Raw genomic sequence first — 17,828 nt, forward strand, 5'->3', positions numbered from 1 at the left:
ACGGATTCAGGCAGGCGGCGGGCCACTTGTGCCCCGCACGACCAGCTTCGGGTCCAACTCGGCCTCTCTGGGCTCCAGTTCCGGGTTCTCGGGCCGCTGGACGGCGAAGCGGACGGCGTGTTCGGCCATCAGCCGGGCGTGCTGGCGTACGGTCGTGAGGCCGATGGGCATCGGATGGGAGAGGGAGAGACGGCTGTCGTCGTAGCCGACGACGGAGAGGTCCCGGGGCACCTCCACGCCACCCCGGGTCGGCGCCATCAGCAGCCCATGGCACTGCGGTCGTTTCCCGCGAGAACGGCCGTCGGCAGAGGCGTACCGGCGTCCCGTTCGGCGAGCAGGAGGCGGCCGGCCTCGATCCCGGACCGCTCGGTGTGATCGCCGGGGATCACGCGCAGCTCGGCCTCGAGCCCGTACCGGGGCATCGCGGCCCGGCGGCGCTCGGCGGAACCGGGGCCGCGTCCGCCGTCGATGTGCACGATCCGGCGGTGCCCGAGTTCCACCACTCCGGGCGCGCTTCTCCTGAACCTCGACCTGGACGCCGTCCTCGTGACGTCGTGGGGCCCGACCCACGCCGAGCACGTGCTGAACGCGATAGCCGCCGGAAAGCCGGTGTTCTGCGAGAAGCCGCTCGCCACCACCGCCGAGGACTGTCTGAAGATCGTCGAGGCGGAGCAGGCACACGGCCGCCGCCTGGCGCAGGTCGGCTTCATGCGCCGCTACGACGCCGGCTACCGGCAGCTGAAGCAGGTCATCGACTCCGGCCGCGTCGGCGAGCCGCTGATCGTGCACTGCGCCCACCGCAACCCGACCGTGCCGGAGTCGTACACCTCCGCGATGGCCGCCCTGGACACTGCGGTGCACGAGGTGGACGTACTGCGCCGGCTGCTGGACGACGAGATCGTCTCCGCCCAGGTGGTCACCCCGCCCGCCACGAGCAAGCGGTTCGCGCACCTGAAGGACCCGCAGATCTTGCTCTTCGAGACCGCCAAGGGCGTCCGCGTCGACCTGGAGGTCTTCGTCAACCGCCGGTAAGGCTACGACATCCGGTGCGAGGCGGTCGGCGAGGAGGGCCTGGTGCGGCTGCCGGATCCGGCCTCGGTCGCCGTGCGCACCGGGAGCCTGCACAGCACCGAGGTGCCAACGGACTGGGTGGGCCGTTTCGCGGACGCCTTCGACACCGAGTTCCGCGAGTGGATCGCGAACCTGGCCGCCGACCAGGGGCCCACCGGGCCGGGTCGTCGCCACGGACCTCGAGCCCCGCCCCGCGGTCTACGGAGGTGCCGCGTGAAGATCGCCCTCGGACCGTGCATGTTCCGCGCCCTGCCGATCGACGACATGGTGCGTACGGTGGCCGAACTCGGCTACGAGTACGTCGAGTTGTCCCCGCGTGCCGACTTCATGCCGTTCTTCCTGCACCCGCGGGCGGACGACGCGCGCATCGCGGAGCTGAAGAAGTCCCTGCGCACGCACGGAGTGCAGCTCTCCTCGGTGCTGCCGCTGTACAAGTGGTCCTCGCAGGACGAGACCGAGCGCCAGGCGGCCGTCCGCTACCGGAAGCGGGTGATCGAGATCACAGCGGACCTCGAATGCCCGCTGATGAACTCGGAGTTCAACGGCCGTCCCGAACGGGCGGCGGAGAGCGAGGCCGCGTTCTGGCGCTCGCTGGAGGAACTGCTGCCGGTGTTCGAGCGGGAGGTCATCGCGCTGAACCTGGAGGCGCACCCGGACGACTTCTGCGAGGAGAACACGCCCGCGGTCGACCTGGTCCGCGCGATCAACAAGCCCTGGGTGAACTACCTGTACTGCGCCCCGCATTCCTTCCACGTGTCGGGCTCGGATCCGACGGCGGACATCGCGGACTCCTTCAACCATAAGGGCTCCTCCGGCAACCCGCCCGTTACCACGGCCCGCGTTCACCAGCACCTGGACATCGGGCAGGGCGAGATCGACTGGGACGCGTTCTTCGGTACGCTGCGGGAGTTGAAGTTCGACGGCGTGGCCACGGCTTGTGTGTTCGCCCGGGAGGAGCGAGCCCGCGAGTCCTCGGTGTTCATGCTGGAGCGGATCACGAAGGAACTGGCCGCGCGCTGATCAAAGCGGTGCGTGGGGCGTCACTCGTACGGGTGCACCCGGTCCGGCTTTCCGTGGCATACGGATGCGTCCGTCGTTCGGCAGCGAGTGTGATGTTTGCCATGTGACGTGATGGACCAGGGGTGATCGGGCAAGGTACCCCTTCATGCCCCACGCCAACCCTCTGCGGCAGGTGATTCGATGACAACGGCGACGACCCGGACGTTCCGGACGACGCCGCCCACCCGTTCCGGCGACACGACCGCCAGGGACTCCCCAACCGCCGCCATGCCCTCACTGCCGTCCCTCACGGGACTGCGGTGGATGGCGGCAGTGCTGGTCTTCGGACTGCACGTGAACAACTTCGGCTATTTCGGTGGCACCGGCGGCCGCCTCGTGTCCTGGGGGTTCGGCGCCGGTGCCACCGGCGTGTCGTTCTTCTTCGTGCTGTCCGGCTTCGTGCTGACCTGGTCGGCGCGGCCCCATGACCGCGCGCTCGCCTTCTGGAGACGCCGCATCGCGCGCATCTACCCGGTGCACCTCGTCACCGCGGTCCTCGCCCTGGTCATGGCGTACACGCTGGAGAACCAGCCGATGCCGACGCCGAAGCAGGCGCTGTCCAATGCGCTGCTGCTCCACTCGTGGTGGCGCCCCTGGTGGCAGACGCTGAACCCGGTCAGCTGGTCCCTCGCCTGCGAGGCGTTCTTCTACGCCTCCTTCCCCCTGCTGTTCCTGCTGCTGCGCCGGCTGGGTGCGCGCTGTTCGGCCGCGCTCGGCGCTCTGTCGGTGGTGGCGGTCGTCGTCCTGGCCTGGGCGGACGCCCATCACTGGTGGACGTACGCGCTGTACTCGTTCCCGGCGGCGCGGCTGCCCGAGTTCGTCCTCGGCGCGGTCAGCGCGCGGCTGGTGCTGCTCGGCCGGTGGCGGGGTCCCGGTATGGAGGCCTCGCTCGCCCTGGCGATCATCGGCTACTTCCTCGTGCCGCAGGTCGCGCCCGGCTACTCCGCCACCATGTGCACCATCGCCGGGTTCACGCTGCTCATCCCGGCCGCGGCCGTGGCGGACATCCAGGGGCTGCCCTCGCTGTGGCGGCGCCGGCGGCTGGTTCGGCTCGGCGAGCTGTCGTTCGCCTTCTACATGATCCATCTGCTGGTGCTGCGGTCCGCCACGCAGTTGCTCGGGACGAAGCCGCACTTCGGTCTGCTGGCAGGGATCGCCGTCACCACGACCGCGTTCGCGGTGTCGCTCGGCCTGTCCTGGCTCCTGTACGAAGCGGTGGAGCGCCCGGCCAGACGCCTGCTGCTGCGCCGACGGCGCCCGGCCGCACAGCCGGATGCGGCAGAGAGCCCCCGCGAGCAACCGGCTGCGGCACGGGACTGAGCCGCTTCCCGGCCGGGGGAGACACACGCTCGGGCAAGCGGCCGAAAAACTGCCCTCGGCTCGATCGCGGAGGGCAGCGTGCAGGTGCGCCGTGGGGCACGGGAGGCCTGTCGGCCGTCCGCCGGGGGAGGATGCCCCCGCCTCCCCTCCCCCGTCGGCTCAGACGGCCGCCGGTGCCTTCCGGCCGTGCCCTGCCATCTGGTGTTCCGCCGCCCCCCTCCCTAGGTTCTGCTCATCGGAAGCATCGGGGAGCATCGAGAAAGGGGGGCGGATGGACCGGGACATCCGCACGGTGGAAGACGTGCTGCGACTCCTGGACGGGCTGTTCGCGCCGGAGGCCGACCGGTGGACGGAGGGCGGGGCCGCGTGGTGGGACGGTTTCTATACGGAACGGGACAGACCGGTGCCGTTCTTCGCGGCGAAGCCGGACGAGAACCTGGCGTCCTACCTGGAGCGCGGTCTGATCATGCCGGGACGGGCCCTCGACCTGGGCTGCGGCCCGGGCCGTAACGCGTTGTACCTCGCCGCGCGGGGCTTCGACGTGGACGCCGTCGATCTCTCGCCCGCCGCGATCGCCTGGGCCGAGGAACGCGCGCGGGAGGCCGGGGACACGAGGGGCGCCGTCCGGTTCCACTGCGGTGACGCCTTCGCTCTGACCACGGGCACCGAGCCGGCCCTGCACGGCCCGTACGACCTCGTCCACGACTCCGGCTGCTTCCACCACCTGCCACCGCACCGCCGCGTCAGCCACCTCGCGCTGCTGGATCGCGTCCTGGCGCCGGGCGGGCACTTCGCACTCACCTGCTTCGCCGCCGGCCGGATGGGCTCAGAACTCCCCGACGCGGCGTTCTACCGCGAGCCCGGCCTGCACGGCGGCCTCGCCTACACCCCCGAGTCACTGCGCCGGATCTTCTCCGGCCTGGAGGAGATCGAACTGCGCGCCATGCGGCAGCAGCCGGCCGACTCCGCGCTGTTCGGCGAGGAGTTCCTGTGGACGGCCCTGTTCCGCCGCACACGGTGACCCGGGGCGAGCGGGCCGCCGCGAAGCGGCGTTCTCCGACGCCTGCCTGGGCGCGGGCCGTCGAGCACCTTCGGGCGTACGGCCCGTACGCCGTCCAGGTCGACAAAACGCACAAATCCGGTGAAACCGGTGAAAGAGGTCGGCGCGGCTCCCGTACCGGGGTCCCCGGGCCGGGGCGTCCGAAACCGGGAATCGCGGCGGATTTCCGGTCGGGGTGAAGTCGGGCCGTCTCCCATCGCGTTGCCGGGATGGCAGGCCCGCCGGACGTGTCGTCCGGACCCGGGGACCGTCGAGCAGGGCCAAGTGCCCCCTGCCGAGGATGTCTTCGTCAGGAGGGCCGCCTTCTTGACCCGGCAGGCAGGCACCCGGCCGCCCGCACACGCCACCTTAGGCGCTGCCCCGGGCCCCCGCAGTCCGAAAGGGCGTGATCACGGGCGCACGGAGGCCGGTCAGGAGACCGTGGGGGCCGCTCAGGGGGCCGTGACACGCAGGCTCTCCAGCGACGGATCGGCCGCGTCGGCGATGAGGAAGCCGTGCGCCACTCCGCTGCGCAGGAAGTCCAGCACCTCCTCGGTGATCACCTCGCCGGGCGCCACGACGGGCACCCCGGGCGGATAGGGGCTGATCATCTCGGCGGAGATCCGGCCGGCGGCCCGCTCGGCCGGTACCTGTTCGGTGGGCCCGAAGAACGCCTCACGCGGCAGGACCGCCTGTTCCAGTTCCAGTGCCCTGGGCTCGGGCAGCCGGAAGGCGGGCCGCCGTTCGATCGAATTGGCGTTCTCGACCAGGGAGCGCATGGCGTCCAGCAGGACCTTCTCCGTCTCGTCGTCGTCGGCGTGGGTGATGGAGGCGCTGATCCGGCAGGTGTCCGAGCCGCCCAGGTCGACATGCCGGTGCGCCCGCAGCCATTCGGCCGCCTGCATGCCGCTGATGCCGAGGGCCCGGACGTCCATGACGATCTTCATCGGGTCGATCTCGGCCGCCAGGCCCTCCTCGATCACCTCGCCCCCCATGATCCGCAGTCCCGGCAGTGCCCGCAGCTCGGCCCGGATGCGCTCGGCCCGGTGGACGGCCGCCTCCAGCAGCTCGCGCCCCTGCTCGACCATCTGTCGCCGCCAGCCGTCCAGGGCGCCGTACACCAGCGAGGAGGCGCTGGTCGTGCCGAGCAGGTCCTCGCGCTGCTTGAGCACCTCGTGCGCCACCCTCTCGTGCTGCAGGTGGAAGACCGAGCTCTGCTCGATGGCGCCGCCCATCTTGTGCACGCTGGTCACGACCAGGTCGGCGTCGGCGTCCATGCCCCAGGCCGGGAGGTCCGGATGGAAGGGCAGATGGGCGCCCCAGGCCTCGTCCACGATGAGCGGTACGTCGTGGGCGTGGCAGGCGTCGGCGACGCCCCGGATGTCGGCGCAGGTGCCCCAGTCGGTGGGTGTGATCAGCAGCATGCCCTTGGCGTCGGGGTGCTCGCGCAGGCGGTCACGGACGTCCTCGGGCTCCGGCGGATGGGCGATGTGCCGCTCGGCGTCGAACTTCGGGTGGACCCAGACCGGCTCCACACCGTTGATGATCACCGCCGCGACGACCGACTTGTGCGCGTTGCGCGACAGCAGGAACTTCTCCCCGGGTCCCGCGACCGCGCACATCGCGGTCTTCACGGACAGGGAGCTGCCGCAGGTCGAGAAGAAGGCGTGCTCGGCGCCGACCGCGTCGGCCATCAGCTCCTGTGCCTGTGCCAGCACGCCCTGGGACTCCCGGCGGTCGTCCAGACCGTTGAGGTTCAGCACGTCCGAGCGGAAGACGTCGATGCCGAGGACGTCGGCGACCCGGGGGTCGGTGCCGCGGCCCTGCTTGTGCCCGGGCGGGCCGAACACCACGTCTCCGCGGCGCCGGAACTCCGTCAGGGCCTCGAGTACGGGTGCGCGCGAGTGATCCATGGTCCTCTCCTCAGCGGACAGGCGGCGTACGGCTCCGTCCGTACGGGCCGCACCGTCCGTGTTGCACTCGACGCACACCCGAAACCCTGACGGCTTGACTCGAGCCGTGGTTCGAGCCGGGCGAGCTTGGAGGCCGAACCCCTCAGAACCGCAGGCCGTGTCCGCGTGCCAGGACGAGATGCGGGTCGAAGCGCCGTTTGGCGGCGGCGAGGGCCGGCCGGCGACTGCCGTGGTGGGCCCGCCAGTCGGCGTCCGACATGGGCAGGGCGTTCACGGGATAGGCGACGGCACCACGAGAGCGGGCCATTTCGTACGCCGCGCGGTTGGCGGCCACCATCGCCGCGACCGTCTCGGGGCTGCCGGGCGGCGCCGTGCGCAACAGGGCGAGCAGATACAGGACTTCGCCGGAGGGGCGGCTGAAGAGGGGAGCCCGCAGCCGGCTGGAGAGCAGCGGGTACAGCAGAACCAGGCCGGTCTCGCGCAGGTCCCGGAAGGCGGGGTCGGCGAGCACGGCGCGGACGACGGACTCGACGCTGTCCTGTGGAAGCAGCAGATTGAGCCACGGGTGCGGATGCAGCCACTCCCCCGTCTCCCGCAGGACTTCTTCGTCGGTGTCCACGCGATGGGCGAACTCGCCGTATCCCAGGTCCTCGGTCTCCAGTGCGGCGGGATCGTGCCCGAGTCCGTCGAGGAGCGTGGCGTCGTCGGGCGGGCAGGGGCCGTCGTGCGGGGCCACGGCCTCGATCATGTACTGCCAGCCGTGCTCGCCGGCCGGCCGGGCCTGGCCCTCCAGATAGGTGAAGCGCTGCTCCTGGGCGAGCCGTCGCTGGTCGGCGAGGTAGCGGGTGAGGCCGGCGTAGTACAGGCAGTGGCGGCGGACCCGGGCGGGGGCCGGGACCAGGCGCAGCGTGGCGGTCACGATGACGGCGCACTGGCCGAGTCCGGCGAGCACGGCGTGGAACAGCTCGGGGTCCCGGTCCGGTGAGCAGACCCGGTGCTCTCCGGCCCCGGTCACCACCTCCAGCTCCAGGACCTGGTCCGCGACCAGGCCGTGCCGGTGGCCGGCCCCGCCGAGTCCGCCCGCCGACAGGACACCGCCGACGCCCGCGCCGAGGTAGTCGGTGAGGACGGGCGGGGTGCGGCCGTGCGGCAGCGTGGCGGCCAGCACCTCCCGCCACGACGCCCCCGCCTGGACGGTCACCCGGTCGTCCGCGACGGGGCCGACCCGGTTCATCGCCCGCAGGTCCAGCACGATCCCGCCGCCCGCCTGCCCCTGGCCGTACATCGAGTGACCGCCGCCGCGCACGCTCACCGGTAGGCCCCGGGGTCCGGCGAACTCCAGCAGGTCCTGGATCTCGGCGGCGGACCGTGGGCGCAGGACGCCGAGCGGAGTCTGCTGCACGATGTGCCCGAAGTCCTGCGCCGCCTCGCGCAGGGTCTCCGGGCGGGTGTCCAGGGCCTGTTCGAAGCGGGTGGCGAGGTCGGCGGCCAAGGTCATAGGGGCATCACACCAGACGGGCGGCACCTCCGTCGAGCAGGCGGGGCCCGCCACCCGGCGACGGAACACCGCCCGGTGCTCCGGCTAACTTCCCTTGGCCGCCTGGTCCTTGACGAGTTCCAGCAGTGCGGCATGGGTCTCCGCGTCGGCCGCCGCGACGAGACCGCCCGCGCCGCTGAGCGCGGGCTCGCCGTTCAGGCCGGTCACCGTGCAGCCGGCCGCCCGGCACAGCGCGATCCCCGCCGCGAAGTGCACGCTGTCACGCAGGTCGCCGTCGGTGACATAGGCGGCCCGGCGCCCGGCGGCCACCCACGCCACCGCGAGGGTGCTGGAGACGACCCGGGGCCGGAACCGTGCGGTGAAGCCCGGGGCGGCGAGCAGGCGCACCGCCTGGAAACCGGGGGCGTTGGGGAACGGGGGATCGAGGTTGACGTCCACCAGCGCGGACCCGGCCCAGGGCGTCAGCCGTTCGTCCGCGCCGTCCCTGCGGACCCAGGCCGCCGCGCCGTCGGTCCAGAACACCTCGCCGCTGAACGGGTCGGCGGTCGCGGCGGCCGTGACGTCGGGCCCCTGGCGCAGGGCGACGTTCACGCCGACGAGCATGTTCCGCACCGCGTAGTTGAGGGTGCCGCACAGCGGGTCGACGAGCCAGCGGCGGTGGGCGTCGGCGGCGCCGGAGCGTCCGCTCTCCTCGCCGGTCACGGCGTCGTCGGGGCGAGCGGCGCGCAGCACGTCCAGGATGGCCCGCTCGGCGGCGAGATCCGCCTCGGTCGCGAAGTCTCCGGCGGACTTGTCGTGGCGTTCGAGCCGGCTGCCGTAGAGGTCACGGACCACGGCGGCGCCCGCCTGGGCCGCGTCCACGGCCAGGCGGGCGTCGGAATCCCCGTTGATGATCGACATGGACGCAGGATAGCCGGGGGTTTCCCGACGCCCGAAGGGAGTTGAGGGCCCCCGACGGCCTGTCGCGGCACTCCCGCGGAGCGCTCAGGTCGCGGTGAGGGACAGGGTCTGTTCGGCGGCGGAGCGGCCCGCGCCTACGGAACTCCCGCGGCGGGCCGTCCAGGTGCGCGCCGGTGTGGTCTCGGCGAGCCGGCCGGAGGTGCCGGAGAGGCCGAGCACGAGTCCGCTGTAGCGGTTGACCAGACGGTAGGTGCCGCCGGAGGCGTTCGGGATCACGAACCACTGCTGGCCGACGGAGGGCCCGCTGCTCCGTGCGGCGGTGACGGTCGGCCTGGCGCCCCAGGCCCGGCCGGCGGCCGAGGACGAGTCGACGCCGAGCAGCCTGCCGCTCGCGGCGTTGGTGAGGGTGAAGGCGCCGTCGCCGGTCGGGGTGAAGACCCAGGTGTCGCGGCCGGACCTGGTGGGCCGCGTCAGCGAGGTGGTGGCGCTGCCGCCGGCCGCCTGGGCGAGGATCCGGCCCGCGCCGCTCGCGATGCGGTAGCCACGGCTCGTGTCCATCGGCGCGGCCGCGGGGGTGGTGGAGTCGATGGTGATGTCGACGTACTCGCCGGACGCGTCGTGCGAGCAGCCGAAGGCGCAGTAGGAGCGGAAGGTCCTGCCGACGATCGTGGAGCTGGTGCGGTTGGCGCTGTCGAGGAACCAGCGGTACCAGGAGGCGTTGGTGTAGCTGCCGGTGTCCCCGATCAGGCGCCACTTCTGGGTCGTCAGGTCGTCGGTGGCGTACAGGTACTGCGGTGAGTCGCCGCTCTGGTCGACGGCCTGCGGTTCGCCGATGTACAGCCCGAGATGGGCGTCGTAGGCGATGTTCATGACGAACAGCGGCGAGGTCGGCGGCATCTTCCCGGCCGCGATCTGCTGGGCGGCGGTGCCCGCGTTGGCCGGGTCGTACTCGGCGGAGGCGGGGGTGTAGCCGGTGGGGTGGTCGGCGTCGACGGGGACGATGTCGCTCTCCCTGCCGCCGGTGCCGGGCTGCGACCAGGCGCCGTCGTACCACTTGCGCCAGGAGCCGGGCGCCATCTTGGCGGAGATCGGGGCGCGGGCCACGTGCTCGTAGAACGCTTTCCAGCCGCCGCTCTTGTCGATGATCCGGGAGCCGTAATAGACGTAGAAGTAGCCGGAGGCGGTGTCGGCGAAGAGGCGCTGGTCGCCGTCGCCGTAGGAGTACGTCTGGTTCGGGAAGGCCGTCGTGTCCCCGCGCTCGGTGCTGTACGGAGACGTGATCACGTGGTCCTTGACGGTCCAGGTGCGGCCCCGGTCGGTGGAGACGGCGTAGTCGATGGCGTCGTAGTGCAGTCCGTCGCCGAAGGGCTGCGGGGTGAACTCGTTGTGCACCAGTCCGTACCAGGCGCCGGTGTCGGGGTCGACCCACACTCCGGACAGGTCGCAGTAGTTCTTCTGGGCGTAGCCGGAGCCGCTCGGCGCGTACGTCGCCTCCCGGCCGGTCGGGCTGTTGTTGCAGCGCCAGGTGGTGTCGTCGTTGCGGTCGGCGGGGTTGGCCGGGTTCACCGCCTTGCTCAGGGCCTTGTCGAAACTCGCGGTGTCGAAGTTCTTGCCGGTGTAGAAGTCCCAGGTGCGTGGGTCCTTGGCGCCGTACAGCGCGGCGGACTGCTGGTAGTGGAAGGTGCCGTCCCGGTCGAGGTAGGGGCTGGCGGGGGTGTCCGTGGGGTGGGCGAAGGGCACCGGGGTCCCCACGGTCACGGTGTAGCCGGCGTCGGCGGGTGTGGCGGCCGGTGCCGGGGACGCGATGCCACCGCCCAGGACCAGGGCGGCGGTCACGGCCGCCGCGCCGCCTGCTCTGCTCAAGAGTCGCACCTGTGCTCCTTGTTGCCGAAGGACCGGTTGCACGGAACGATCCGGCTCCGGCGTGTCCCCGGCAATGGACTCCAGTGCTCCGCCTCTTGCACTTTCGCGAGGCGGCCTGCGCCACCGCGCCCCGGTCAGGGCTGCTCGGACGGGGCGGCGGACAGCGGGCTGTCCCAGGCCAGTTGACGGATGAGCGTCGCGTCCGGGTCGGCGGGGCGGGCCACGACGGGCCCCGGCCGGGCCGGGTCGCGGCTGCCGCGGGAGATGGTGCCGCTGACGGTGATGTTGCGCTCGGCGCGCGGGCGGCGGTGCGCCTCGTAGGCGGCGAACGCGGCGGGCAGGCCGGGCCTGTCGCGCAGCGCCTTGGCGAGGACGACGGCGTCCTCGAGCGCCATCGAGGCGCCCTGTCCGGTGGCCGGGGAGGCGGCGTGGGCCGCGTCGCCGATGAGCAGCACGCGCCCGGTGTGCCATACGGCGCCGAGCGGAAGCTCGGTGGCGTTGGTGGCCAGGACGGAGCCGACGGAGGCGCCGACGACGGCCCCCATCGGCGCGGAGTCCTCGCGCAGCAGCGGCAGCAGTTCCGCGTGCCAGGCGACCTCGTGCACGGATCTGTCGGCGGGCAGGGGCTCCGTGTTGACGCGGGCGAACCAGTACGTCTCCCTCGTCGGAGAGACCGCGTACCCGAAGGTGGCCTTGCTGCCCCGGACGAAGCTGATGCGGCCGGTCTCGGCCACGCGCGGCGCGGAGCCGGTGTAGCCGTAGTAGACCCGCTGACCCGAGTAGCCGGGCCGCACCCCGGGGGTGAGGATCTCGCGGACCGTCGAGTTGAGTCCGTCGGCGCCGATGAGGAGGTCCGCGTCGGCGGTGGTGCCGTCGGCGAAGTGCGCGGTGACACCGTCCGGAGCCTCGGTCACGTCGGTCAGGCGGGCCCCGTGACGCAGCGGGATGCCGCGCCGGGCCGCCTCGCCCTGCAGGGCCGCGTTCAGCTCGCCGCGGCGCAGACAGCGGTACTGCAGCGCGGGGTCGCCGATCTCGCCGAGGGGTGCCTGCGTCAGCTCGGTGCCGTCGCCGTCGAGCAGCCGCAGCGAAGTCAGCGGAAAACCGACGGCGGTGACGGCGTCCGTGGCGTCGAGCTGGGCCAGGGCGCGCATGCCGTTGCTCGCCAGGGTCAGGAACGCCCCGATGTCCTCGGCCGTGTCGGGGTGTGCCTCGTACACGGTGACGTCGTGGCCGGCCTTGTGCAGCCCGAGCCCGGCGGCGGTCCCCGCGATGCCGCCGCCGATCACCAGTACCCTCGTCGCGTCCGTCCCGCTCAAGTGCCGCTCCTCGCACCGACAGTGGTGGTGGCCATCTAAGGGCAGGGACGGGCCGGCGCGGGGGCCGGGGGCCGAGATCCGGACAGGATCGGGGCGGGGTGCCGGCGTGGCTGCCGCGCGCACCGTGCTGCCGGGGGGATTCGCTGGACGCCGGTCCGTGCGCGGCTCGCGCCCGGTATGCCGCCGGGCGCCTCGTGGGCCGTTCCTGAGGGACCTGCCGGCCGGTGCCGTGCACTCGGGCGCCCCCTGAATGACGGGTTCCTGACGGGAAAGTGGGTACTTCCCGGCCATGCGGGTGAGCGTGCTGGACGCGGGGTCGAACACGGTTCGGTTGGTGATCGCGGATGTGGAGGACGGCTTTCCGCTGCCGGTGCACACCGTCAAGTGGAAGCTGCGCCTGTCCGAACACGTCGGTCCGGACGGCACCATCGCCGACGAGGCGGTGGACCGGCTGGTGAAGGCGGTGGCCGCGGCGGGGGCCACCGCCCGGCGATGGCATGCGCCGGGGCCGCTGACCTTCGCGACCGCGGTGGTGCGCGCCGCCCCGAACCAGCAGGAGGTGCTGCGCCGGGTGGCGGCCGGGACCGGGATCCGCATGTGCACCCTGCCGGGTGAGACCGAGGCCGAGCTGACCTTCCTGGCGGCCCGGCGCTGGCTGGGCTGGCACGCCGGTCCGCTCGCGGTGCTCGACATCGGCGGCGGCTCCCTGGAGGTGGCCTTCGGGCGGGGCCGGCTGCCCGACTTCGCCGCGTCCCTGCCGCTCGGCGCGCGGCGGCTCACCCAGGAGTACCTCGCGGTCCAGGACCCGCCCGGGCCGGAGGAACTGAAGGAGCTGCGCCGCCGGATCCGCCATGAGCTGCGGGACGTGGCCTCGCGGATCCGCTGGGAACGGCCGCGCACCGCCGCGGTCGGCTCCCGTACGTTCCAGCAGCTGGGCCGCCTGTGCGGGGCGGCACCCGGACGCCACGGCCCGTTCGTGCAGCGGGAGATGCGCTGCCGGGACCTCCGCGAGGCGGTCCGCACCCTCGCCGCCCTGCCCGCCGCCGAGCGGGCCCAGCTGCCCGGGATCTCCGCGCCGCGCGCCGGGCAGAGCCTGGCCGGAGCGGTGGTCGGGCACACGGCGCTCAAGCTCATGGGGCTGCGCGGGGCCGTCGTCTGCCCCTGGGCGATCCGCGAGGGCGTGCTGCTGCGCTACATCGAGGACGGCGCCGACTGGTGGACGGACGTCACCGGCGCCACCGACACCCCCGCAGCCCCCTGCGCGACACCCCTGCGCGTCGCCGGCCCGCCGGCCTGATCCGGGCAGGGTGCGAAGGAGTCCGGCCCGGAGACGGAGAACCGGCCTCACCTGCGCGCGGTGCCGCACCTGAGATGGCAGGATCAGGGGGTGTCCGTCATCAGCAAGCTGCAGATCAAGCCCGGTCAGAGTGTCGCGGTCCTGGGCAGGCCCGTCGACGTCCAGCTGGAGGCCGAGACCGCGGGTGACGCGACCTCGGCCGATGCGGTGATCGCCTTCGTCACCGCCTCCGGCGACCTTCTCGGGGCGAATGCGCAGGCGGCGCTCGCCGCCGCGCGGCGCGATGCCCTCGCCTGGGTGGCCTACCCGAAGGGCGGGAAGCTCGGGACGGACCTGAACCGCGACACCCTGGCCGCCGCGCTGTCCGAGCACGGTGTGCGGCCCGTTCGGCAGATCGCCATCGACGACACCTGGTCGGCGCTCCGGTTCCGGCCCGCCGACTGATCTCCGGCAACACGTCCCGGCCGTCAGCACGTCCCAACAGGGCCCGCCACTTCACCGAGCCGCCCTGCTCCGTTCGTATTTTTCCAAAGGCCCCGAAACCCACCCCCGATCTGTAGCGATCATGACAATCGCGGGGTAGGCATGCCGGTATGCCTTTACGTCGATCACGACAGGGAATGACGGGAACGAAACGCCTCGCCGCGCTCGTCGCCGCGGCGGCGCTGGTCCTGGTGGGCTGTGACAGCGGCGGCACGTCGCACTCCGGTGACGGACGGCAGCAGCTGACCGTGGCGGCGCTGCCGCTCACCGACTCCGCCGCCCTCTATCTGGCCCGGGACCGCGGGCTGTTCGCCAAGGAGGGCCTGGACGTGCGCATCCAGCCCGTGCAGCAGAGCATCCAGGCGCTGCCCGCGCTGCTCAAGGGCCAGGTGGACGTGATCGCGAGCGCGAACTACGTCACCTACCTCCAGGCTTACGAGAAGGGCACCCTGGACCTGCGCATCCTCGCCGAGGGGGTCCGGATCGCCCCGCACATGATGGACGTCCTCGTCCCCAAGGACTCGGCACTGAGGAAACCCGCCGACCTCGCGGGCAAGAAGGTCGCCGTCGCCGTCCTCAACAACATCCAGTCCCTGACCCTGAACGCGATCCTGGACGCCCAGGGCGCCGGACGGCCCGTCTACCGGCAGATCCTGTTCCCGCAGATGGGCCCCGCCCTGCAGCGGGGCCAGGTGGACGCCGCCCACGCCGTCGAGCCCTTCGACACCGCCATCCAGGGCGAGTTGGGCGCGCGGGTGCTGCTGGACGCCGGCTCGGGGCCGGCACGGGGCCTGCCCGCCAGCGGGTACGTCACCACCGCCGACTTCGTGAAGAAGAACCCGAAGGCCGCGGCGGGTTTCCGGCGTGCCGTCGAGGCGGCCTCGAAGCTCGCCGCCGGGGATCCGGGAGCGGTGCGCACCGAGCTGCCCAAGTACGCCAAGGTGACCGCGGACCAGGCCAGGTCGATCCACCTGCCCGCCTATCCGGCGACCGCCGACCCGGCCCCCCTGCGCCGGCTCATCAGGCTCATGCGTGCCCAGGGGCTGCTGACGAAGGACGTCGATCCGGCACCCCTGCTGGTGAAATGACGCGGCGTCAGGAACTGCTGCTCGGTCTGCTCGGCGCGGCGGGTGCCTTCGGGATCTGCGAGGCGGTCGCCCGCGCCGGGATCGTACGGCGCAGCTACTTGCCGCCCGCCTCCGAAGTCCTGGCCCGCGCAGCCCGGTTGGCAGGTGATCCCACCTTTCTCGACGGGATCGGGGTGACGCTGCGGGCGTGGGCACTGGGTCTCGGGCTCGCCTGTGCGATCGCCGTACCGCTGGGGCTGCTGCTGGGCGCGGTCCCGGTGGCGGAGGCCGCCGTACGGGCGGTGATCGAGTTTCTGCGGCCGCTGCCGTCCGTCGCGCTGATCCCGCTGGTGTCGCTGCTGCTCGGGTCGGGCACTCGGACGGAGGTGACGCTGATCGCGTACGCCTCGCTCTGGCCGGTGCTGTTCAACACCGTCTACGGCCTCGGCGAGACCGACCCGCTGGCCAAGGACACCCTGCGTGCCTTCGGGTTCGGGCGGCTCGCGGTACTGCTGCGGGTGGAGTTGCCGGCCACCGCCCCGTTCATCGCCGCCGGTGTGCGGATCTCGGCCGCGGTCGCCCTGATCCTGGCCGTCGCGACGGAGATCCTCTCCGGCTTCGGCCAGGGCCTCGGCATCTTCATCGCCCAGGCCCAGACCGAGACGGACGGCACGCGGGACGTGCTGGCCGGAGTGGTGTGGGCCGGCGGTCTCGGGCTGGTGGTCAACGGCGTGCTGGTCGGAGCGGAGCGGCGGTTGTTCGCCTGGGCGCAGGAACCCCGCCCGGAGGCGGGGAAGGTGCGGCGGAGCGGGCCATGACACAGACACAGGGCAGCGCACGGCCCGGATTCGCGCCCGGCCCGCCCCGGGCCACCGCCGTACCCTTCGTGCTGCGCTGGTCGGTGCTGCTCGTCGCCGTCGCCTGCTGGGAGCTGGCCGCCCGTGCCCAGGGCAGCGTGTACTTCCCACCGCCGCTGCGGATCGCCCGGCACGCCCGCGACCTGTGGTTCTCCGGCCCGGCCGGCCATCTGTTCCTCACCCCTGCCGCCGTCGACACCATCCTGCCGAGCCTGGGCCGGATGGCGGCCGGGTTCGCGCTCGCCGCCGTCGCCGGGACCACCCTGGGCATCGCGGTGGGCCGCTCGCGGCGGGCGTACGCGCTGTGCAACCCGGTGCTGCAGTTCGCCCGGGCCGTGCCGCCACCCGCGCTGGTGCCGGTGTTCGTCGTCGTCTTCGACTTCGGTACGCCCATGCAGGTGGCGTCGATCGTGTTCAGCGCCGTATGGCCGGTGCTGATCAACTCGGCCGAGGGCGCCCGTGCCACCGACCCGCTGCGGGTCCAGGTGGCGGCCGTGCTGCGGCTGACGGCACCCGAACGGCTGTGGTTCCTGATCGTGCCCTCGGCGTTGCCCCGGATCTTCGCGGGGCTGAGGCTCAGCCTGTCGCTCTGCCTGATCCTGATGGTGTTCTCGGAGTTGCTGCCGGGCAGTGACAACGGTATCGGCTTCACGCTCACCGACGCCCAGACGCGCTCCGACCTGCTCACGGTGTGGTCGGCGCTGCTGCTGCTCGGCGCGCTCGGGTATCTCCTCAACACCGGTCTGCTGGCGGTCGAGAAGCGGCTCGTCGGCCCCGGTTCGTCCGCAGGGAGGACGGCATGACGACGGCCACGGTGCGCGAGGCGGTCGTACGGTTTCTGCGCGACACCGGCATGACCACGGTCTTCGGCAATCCGGGCTCCACCGAACTGCGGATGTTCCGCGACTGGCCGGACGACTTCACCTACGTCCTGGGCCTGCAGGAGTCCGTCGCCGTCGGCATGGCGGCCGGGCACGCGCTCGGCACCCGGCGGGCCGCGTTCGTCAGCCTGCACTCGGCCGGCGGGGTGGGGCACGCGCTCGGAGCCGTGTTCAACGCCTTCCGCGACCGGGTGCCGCTGGTGATCGTGGCGGGCCAGCAGGCGCGCTCGCTGATCCAGCTGCGGCCCTTCCTCGGCGCCGACGAACCGGCCCTGTTCCCGCGCCCTTACGTGAAGTCGGCCCGCCAGCCGGAACGCGCGGAGGACGTGCCGGCGGTGCTCGCCGAGGCGTACCGGATCGCGATGACGCATCCGCGCGGACCGGTGTTCGTGTCCGTGCCGGAGGACGACTGGGACCGGCCCGCCGAACCCGTCACGCCCCGCACGGTGCACTCGGCGTTCACGGCCGCCCCGGACGCCCTCGACGCGCTCGCCGCCCGGCTGGAGGCGTGCGCGCGCCCGGCGCTCGTGGTGGGGCCCGGCGTGGACGACGAGGACGCGCTGGACGAGGTCCGGACGCTGGCCGAGCGGATCCGGGCCGGGGTGTGGATCAGCCCGCTCTCCGGCCGCTCCGGCTTCCCCGAGTCGCATCCGCTGTTCCAGGGGTTCCTGCCGCCCCTCGCCCGTCAACTGGCCGCGCGCCTCGCGCCGTACGACCTGGTGGTCGCGCTCGGCGCGCCGGTGTTCACCTATCACGTGGCGGACGGCGGCCCGCCGCTCGCGCCCGGCACCGAGTTGTTCCACCTGGACTGCGACCCCGGCCAGGCCGCCTGGCTGCCCACCGGCACCAGCATCGTCACCACCCTGCGGCCCGCCCTGGAACGGCTGGCCGGGCTGCTGAAGGAGCCCGACCGCGAGCCGCCACCACCCCGGCCGTCCCCCGCCCCGGCCCGCGCCGAGGCGCGCATCACCCCGGAGCTGTTCTTCGATCTGCTGCGCGCCCGGCTGCCGCGCGACCGGGTTCTCGTCGAGGAGGCGCCGAGCCACCGCGACACCCTGCACGCGCGCGTGCCCGTCGAGTCGGGCGGAGGCTTCCTCACCACCGGCAGTGGGGCGCTCGGCTGGGGCCTGCCCCTCGCGGTGGGCCGGGCGCTGGCCGTCCGGCGCCGGGGGGGGTGCGGGGGGGGCGACGGCTCGGCGCTGGTGTGGGGGGACGGCCGGTGGTGCGCGGCCCGGCATGGGGGGGCGGTGCGCGACGCCCGGAG

At 72.8% G+C, this 17,828-nt stretch carries 14 protein-coding genes and 2 pseudogenes; 10 read left to right on the forward strand and 6 right to left on the reverse strand.

Translation table 11 applies throughout. The features are described from left to right. Positions 1 to 6 precede the first annotated feature (6 nt). Positions 7 to 503 (reverse strand): annotated as a pseudogene (locus ABT288_RS35005) (LacI family DNA-binding transcriptional regulator); the annotation flags it as partial. On the opposite strand from ABT288_RS35005, the pseudogene ABT288_RS35010 reads away from it, so the two are divergent. The 4 genes and pseudogenes from ABT288_RS35010 to ABT288_RS35025 all read left to right on the forward strand — a co-directional run bounded on the left by ABT288_RS35010 (position 385) and on the right by ABT288_RS35025 (position 4,471). Further along, a pseudogene (locus tag ABT288_RS35010) lies at positions 385 to 1,288 on the forward strand (Gfo/Idh/MocA family protein). The pseudogenes ABT288_RS35005 and ABT288_RS35010 sit on opposite strands and share 119 nt — an antisense overlap. Beyond that, positions 1,285 to 2,091 carry a sugar phosphate isomerase/epimerase family protein gene (locus tag ABT288_RS35015; RefSeq protein WP_351616639.1) on the forward strand — a complete coding sequence of 269 codons (807 nt, stop codon included), beginning with the start codon at positions 1,285 to 1,287 and terminating at the stop codon, positions 2,089 to 2,091. Before ABT288_RS35010 ends, ABT288_RS35015 begins: the two are co-directional and overlap by 4 nt. A 180-nt stretch (positions 2,092 to 2,271) precedes the next feature. Further along, complete coding sequence (locus ABT288_RS35020; RefSeq protein ID WP_351616642.1) at positions 2,272 to 3,450, forward strand: acyltransferase family protein; 1,179 nt, start codon at positions 2,272 to 2,274, stop codon at positions 3,448 to 3,450. Positions 3,451 to 3,721: 271 nt separating this feature from the next. Further along, complete coding sequence (locus tag ABT288_RS35025) at positions 3,722 to 4,471, forward strand: class I SAM-dependent methyltransferase (RefSeq protein WP_351616644.1); 750 nt, start codon at positions 3,722 to 3,724, stop codon at positions 4,469 to 4,471. A 470-nt stretch (positions 4,472 to 4,941) separates the two neighbouring features. Here ABT288_RS35025 and ABT288_RS35030 read toward each other — a convergent pair whose 3' ends face one another. The 5 genes from ABT288_RS35030 to ABT288_RS35050 form a co-directional block, all read right to left on the reverse strand. After that, on the reverse strand, positions 4,942 to 6,402 hold the full coding sequence (locus ABT288_RS35030; protein ID WP_351616646.1) for an aminotransferase class I/II-fold pyridoxal phosphate-dependent enzyme: 1,461 nt from the start codon (positions 6,400 to 6,402) through the stop codon (positions 4,942 to 4,944). Between the two features lie 142 nt (positions 6,403 to 6,544). After that, positions 6,545 to 7,900, reverse strand: coding sequence for an FAD-binding protein (locus ABT288_RS35035; RefSeq protein WP_351616649.1), 1,356 nt, complete (start codon positions 7,898 to 7,900; stop codon positions 6,545 to 6,547). An 84-nt stretch (positions 7,901 to 7,984) separates the two neighbouring features. Continuing rightward, the gene (locus ABT288_RS35040; protein ID WP_351616652.1) at positions 7,985 to 8,800 is read right to left on the reverse strand and encodes an inositol monophosphatase family protein; all 816 of its coding nucleotides are present in this window, start codon (positions 8,798 to 8,800) and stop codon (positions 7,985 to 7,987) included. 84 nt (positions 8,801 to 8,884) lie between these two features. Next, on the reverse strand, positions 8,885 to 10,663 hold the full coding sequence (locus tag ABT288_RS35045; RefSeq protein ID WP_351616654.1) for an RICIN domain-containing protein: 1,779 nt from the start codon (positions 10,661 to 10,663) through the stop codon (positions 8,885 to 8,887). Positions 10,664 to 10,797: 134 nt separating this feature from the next. Beyond that, positions 10,798 to 11,979 carry an FAD-dependent oxidoreductase gene (locus tag ABT288_RS35050; RefSeq protein WP_351616657.1) on the reverse strand — a complete coding sequence of 394 codons (1,182 nt, stop codon included), beginning with the start codon at positions 11,977 to 11,979 and terminating at the stop codon, positions 10,798 to 10,800. A 289-nt stretch (positions 11,980 to 12,268) separates the two neighbouring features. On the opposite strand from ABT288_RS35050, the gene ABT288_RS35055 reads away from it, so the two are divergent. The 6 genes from ABT288_RS35055 to mdlC form a co-directional block, all read left to right on the forward strand. Then, the gene (locus ABT288_RS35055) at positions 12,269 to 13,276 is read left to right on the forward strand and encodes a Ppx/GppA family phosphatase (protein WP_351616660.1); all 1,008 of its coding nucleotides are present in this window, start codon (positions 12,269 to 12,271) and stop codon (positions 13,274 to 13,276) included. Between the two features lie 90 nt (positions 13,277 to 13,366). Beyond that, positions 13,367 to 13,720 carry a hypothetical protein gene (locus tag ABT288_RS35060; protein ID WP_351616662.1) on the forward strand — a complete coding sequence of 118 codons (354 nt, stop codon included), beginning with the start codon at positions 13,367 to 13,369 and terminating at the stop codon, positions 13,718 to 13,720. Positions 13,721 to 13,896: 176 nt separating this feature from the next. Continuing rightward, positions 13,897 to 14,847: an ABC transporter substrate-binding protein gene (locus tag ABT288_RS35065; protein ID WP_351616665.1), complete on the forward strand. Its 951-nt coding sequence runs from the start codon at positions 13,897 to 13,899 to the stop codon at positions 14,845 to 14,847. Continuing rightward, positions 14,844 to 15,644, forward strand: a complete 801-nt coding sequence (locus tag ABT288_RS35070; protein WP_351616668.1) for an ABC transporter permease — start codon at positions 14,844 to 14,846, stop codon at positions 15,642 to 15,644. Before ABT288_RS35065 ends, ABT288_RS35070 begins: the two co-directional genes overlap by 4 nt. After that, on the forward strand, positions 15,641 to 16,486 hold the full coding sequence (locus ABT288_RS35075; RefSeq protein WP_351616670.1) for an ABC transporter permease: 846 nt from the start codon (positions 15,641 to 15,643) through the stop codon (positions 16,484 to 16,486). The genes ABT288_RS35070 and ABT288_RS35075 overlap by 4 nt, the downstream gene beginning before the upstream one ends. Then, on the forward strand, positions 16,483 to 17,828 hold a 1,346-nt coding region (gene mdlC, locus ABT288_RS35080; protein ID WP_351616673.1), incomplete at its 3' end, for a benzoylformate decarboxylase. The genes ABT288_RS35075 and mdlC, both read left to right, overlap by 4 nt.

This window comes from Streptomyces sp. NPDC001093, assembly GCF_040298985.1.
GTDB lineage: Bacteria > Actinomycetota > Actinomycetes > Streptomycetales > Streptomycetaceae > Streptomyces.

Coding starts and splice junctions, on each gene's coding strand:
- ABT288_RS35040 (WP_351616652.1), bottom strand. CDS start 8,800: ATGTCGATCATCAACGGGGATTCCGACGCCCGCCTGGCCGTGGACGCG.
- ABT288_RS35035 (WP_351616649.1), bottom strand. CDS start 7,900: ATGACCTTGGCCGCCGACCTCGCCACCCGCTTCGAACAGGCCCTGGAC.
- ABT288_RS35065 (WP_351616665.1), top strand. CDS start 13,897: ATGACGGGAACGAAACGCCTCGCCGCGCTCGTCGCCGCGGCGGCGCTG.
- ABT288_RS35075 (WP_351616670.1), top strand. CDS start 15,641: ATGACACAGACACAGGGCAGCGCACGGCCCGGATTCGCGCCCGGCCCG.
- ABT288_RS35020 (WP_351616642.1), top strand. CDS start 2,272: ATGACAACGGCGACGACCCGGACGTTCCGGACGACGCCGCCCACCCGT.
- ABT288_RS35070 (WP_351616668.1), top strand. CDS start 14,844: ATGACGCGGCGTCAGGAACTGCTGCTCGGTCTGCTCGGCGCGGCGGGT.
- ABT288_RS35055 (WP_351616660.1), top strand. CDS start 12,269: ATGCGGGTGAGCGTGCTGGACGCGGGGTCGAACACGGTTCGGTTGGTG.
- ABT288_RS35025 (WP_351616644.1), top strand. CDS start 3,722: ATGGACCGGGACATCCGCACGGTGGAAGACGTGCTGCGACTCCTGGAC.
- ABT288_RS35030 (WP_351616646.1), bottom strand. CDS start 6,402: ATGGATCACTCGCGCGCACCCGTACTCGAGGCCCTGACGGAGTTCCGG.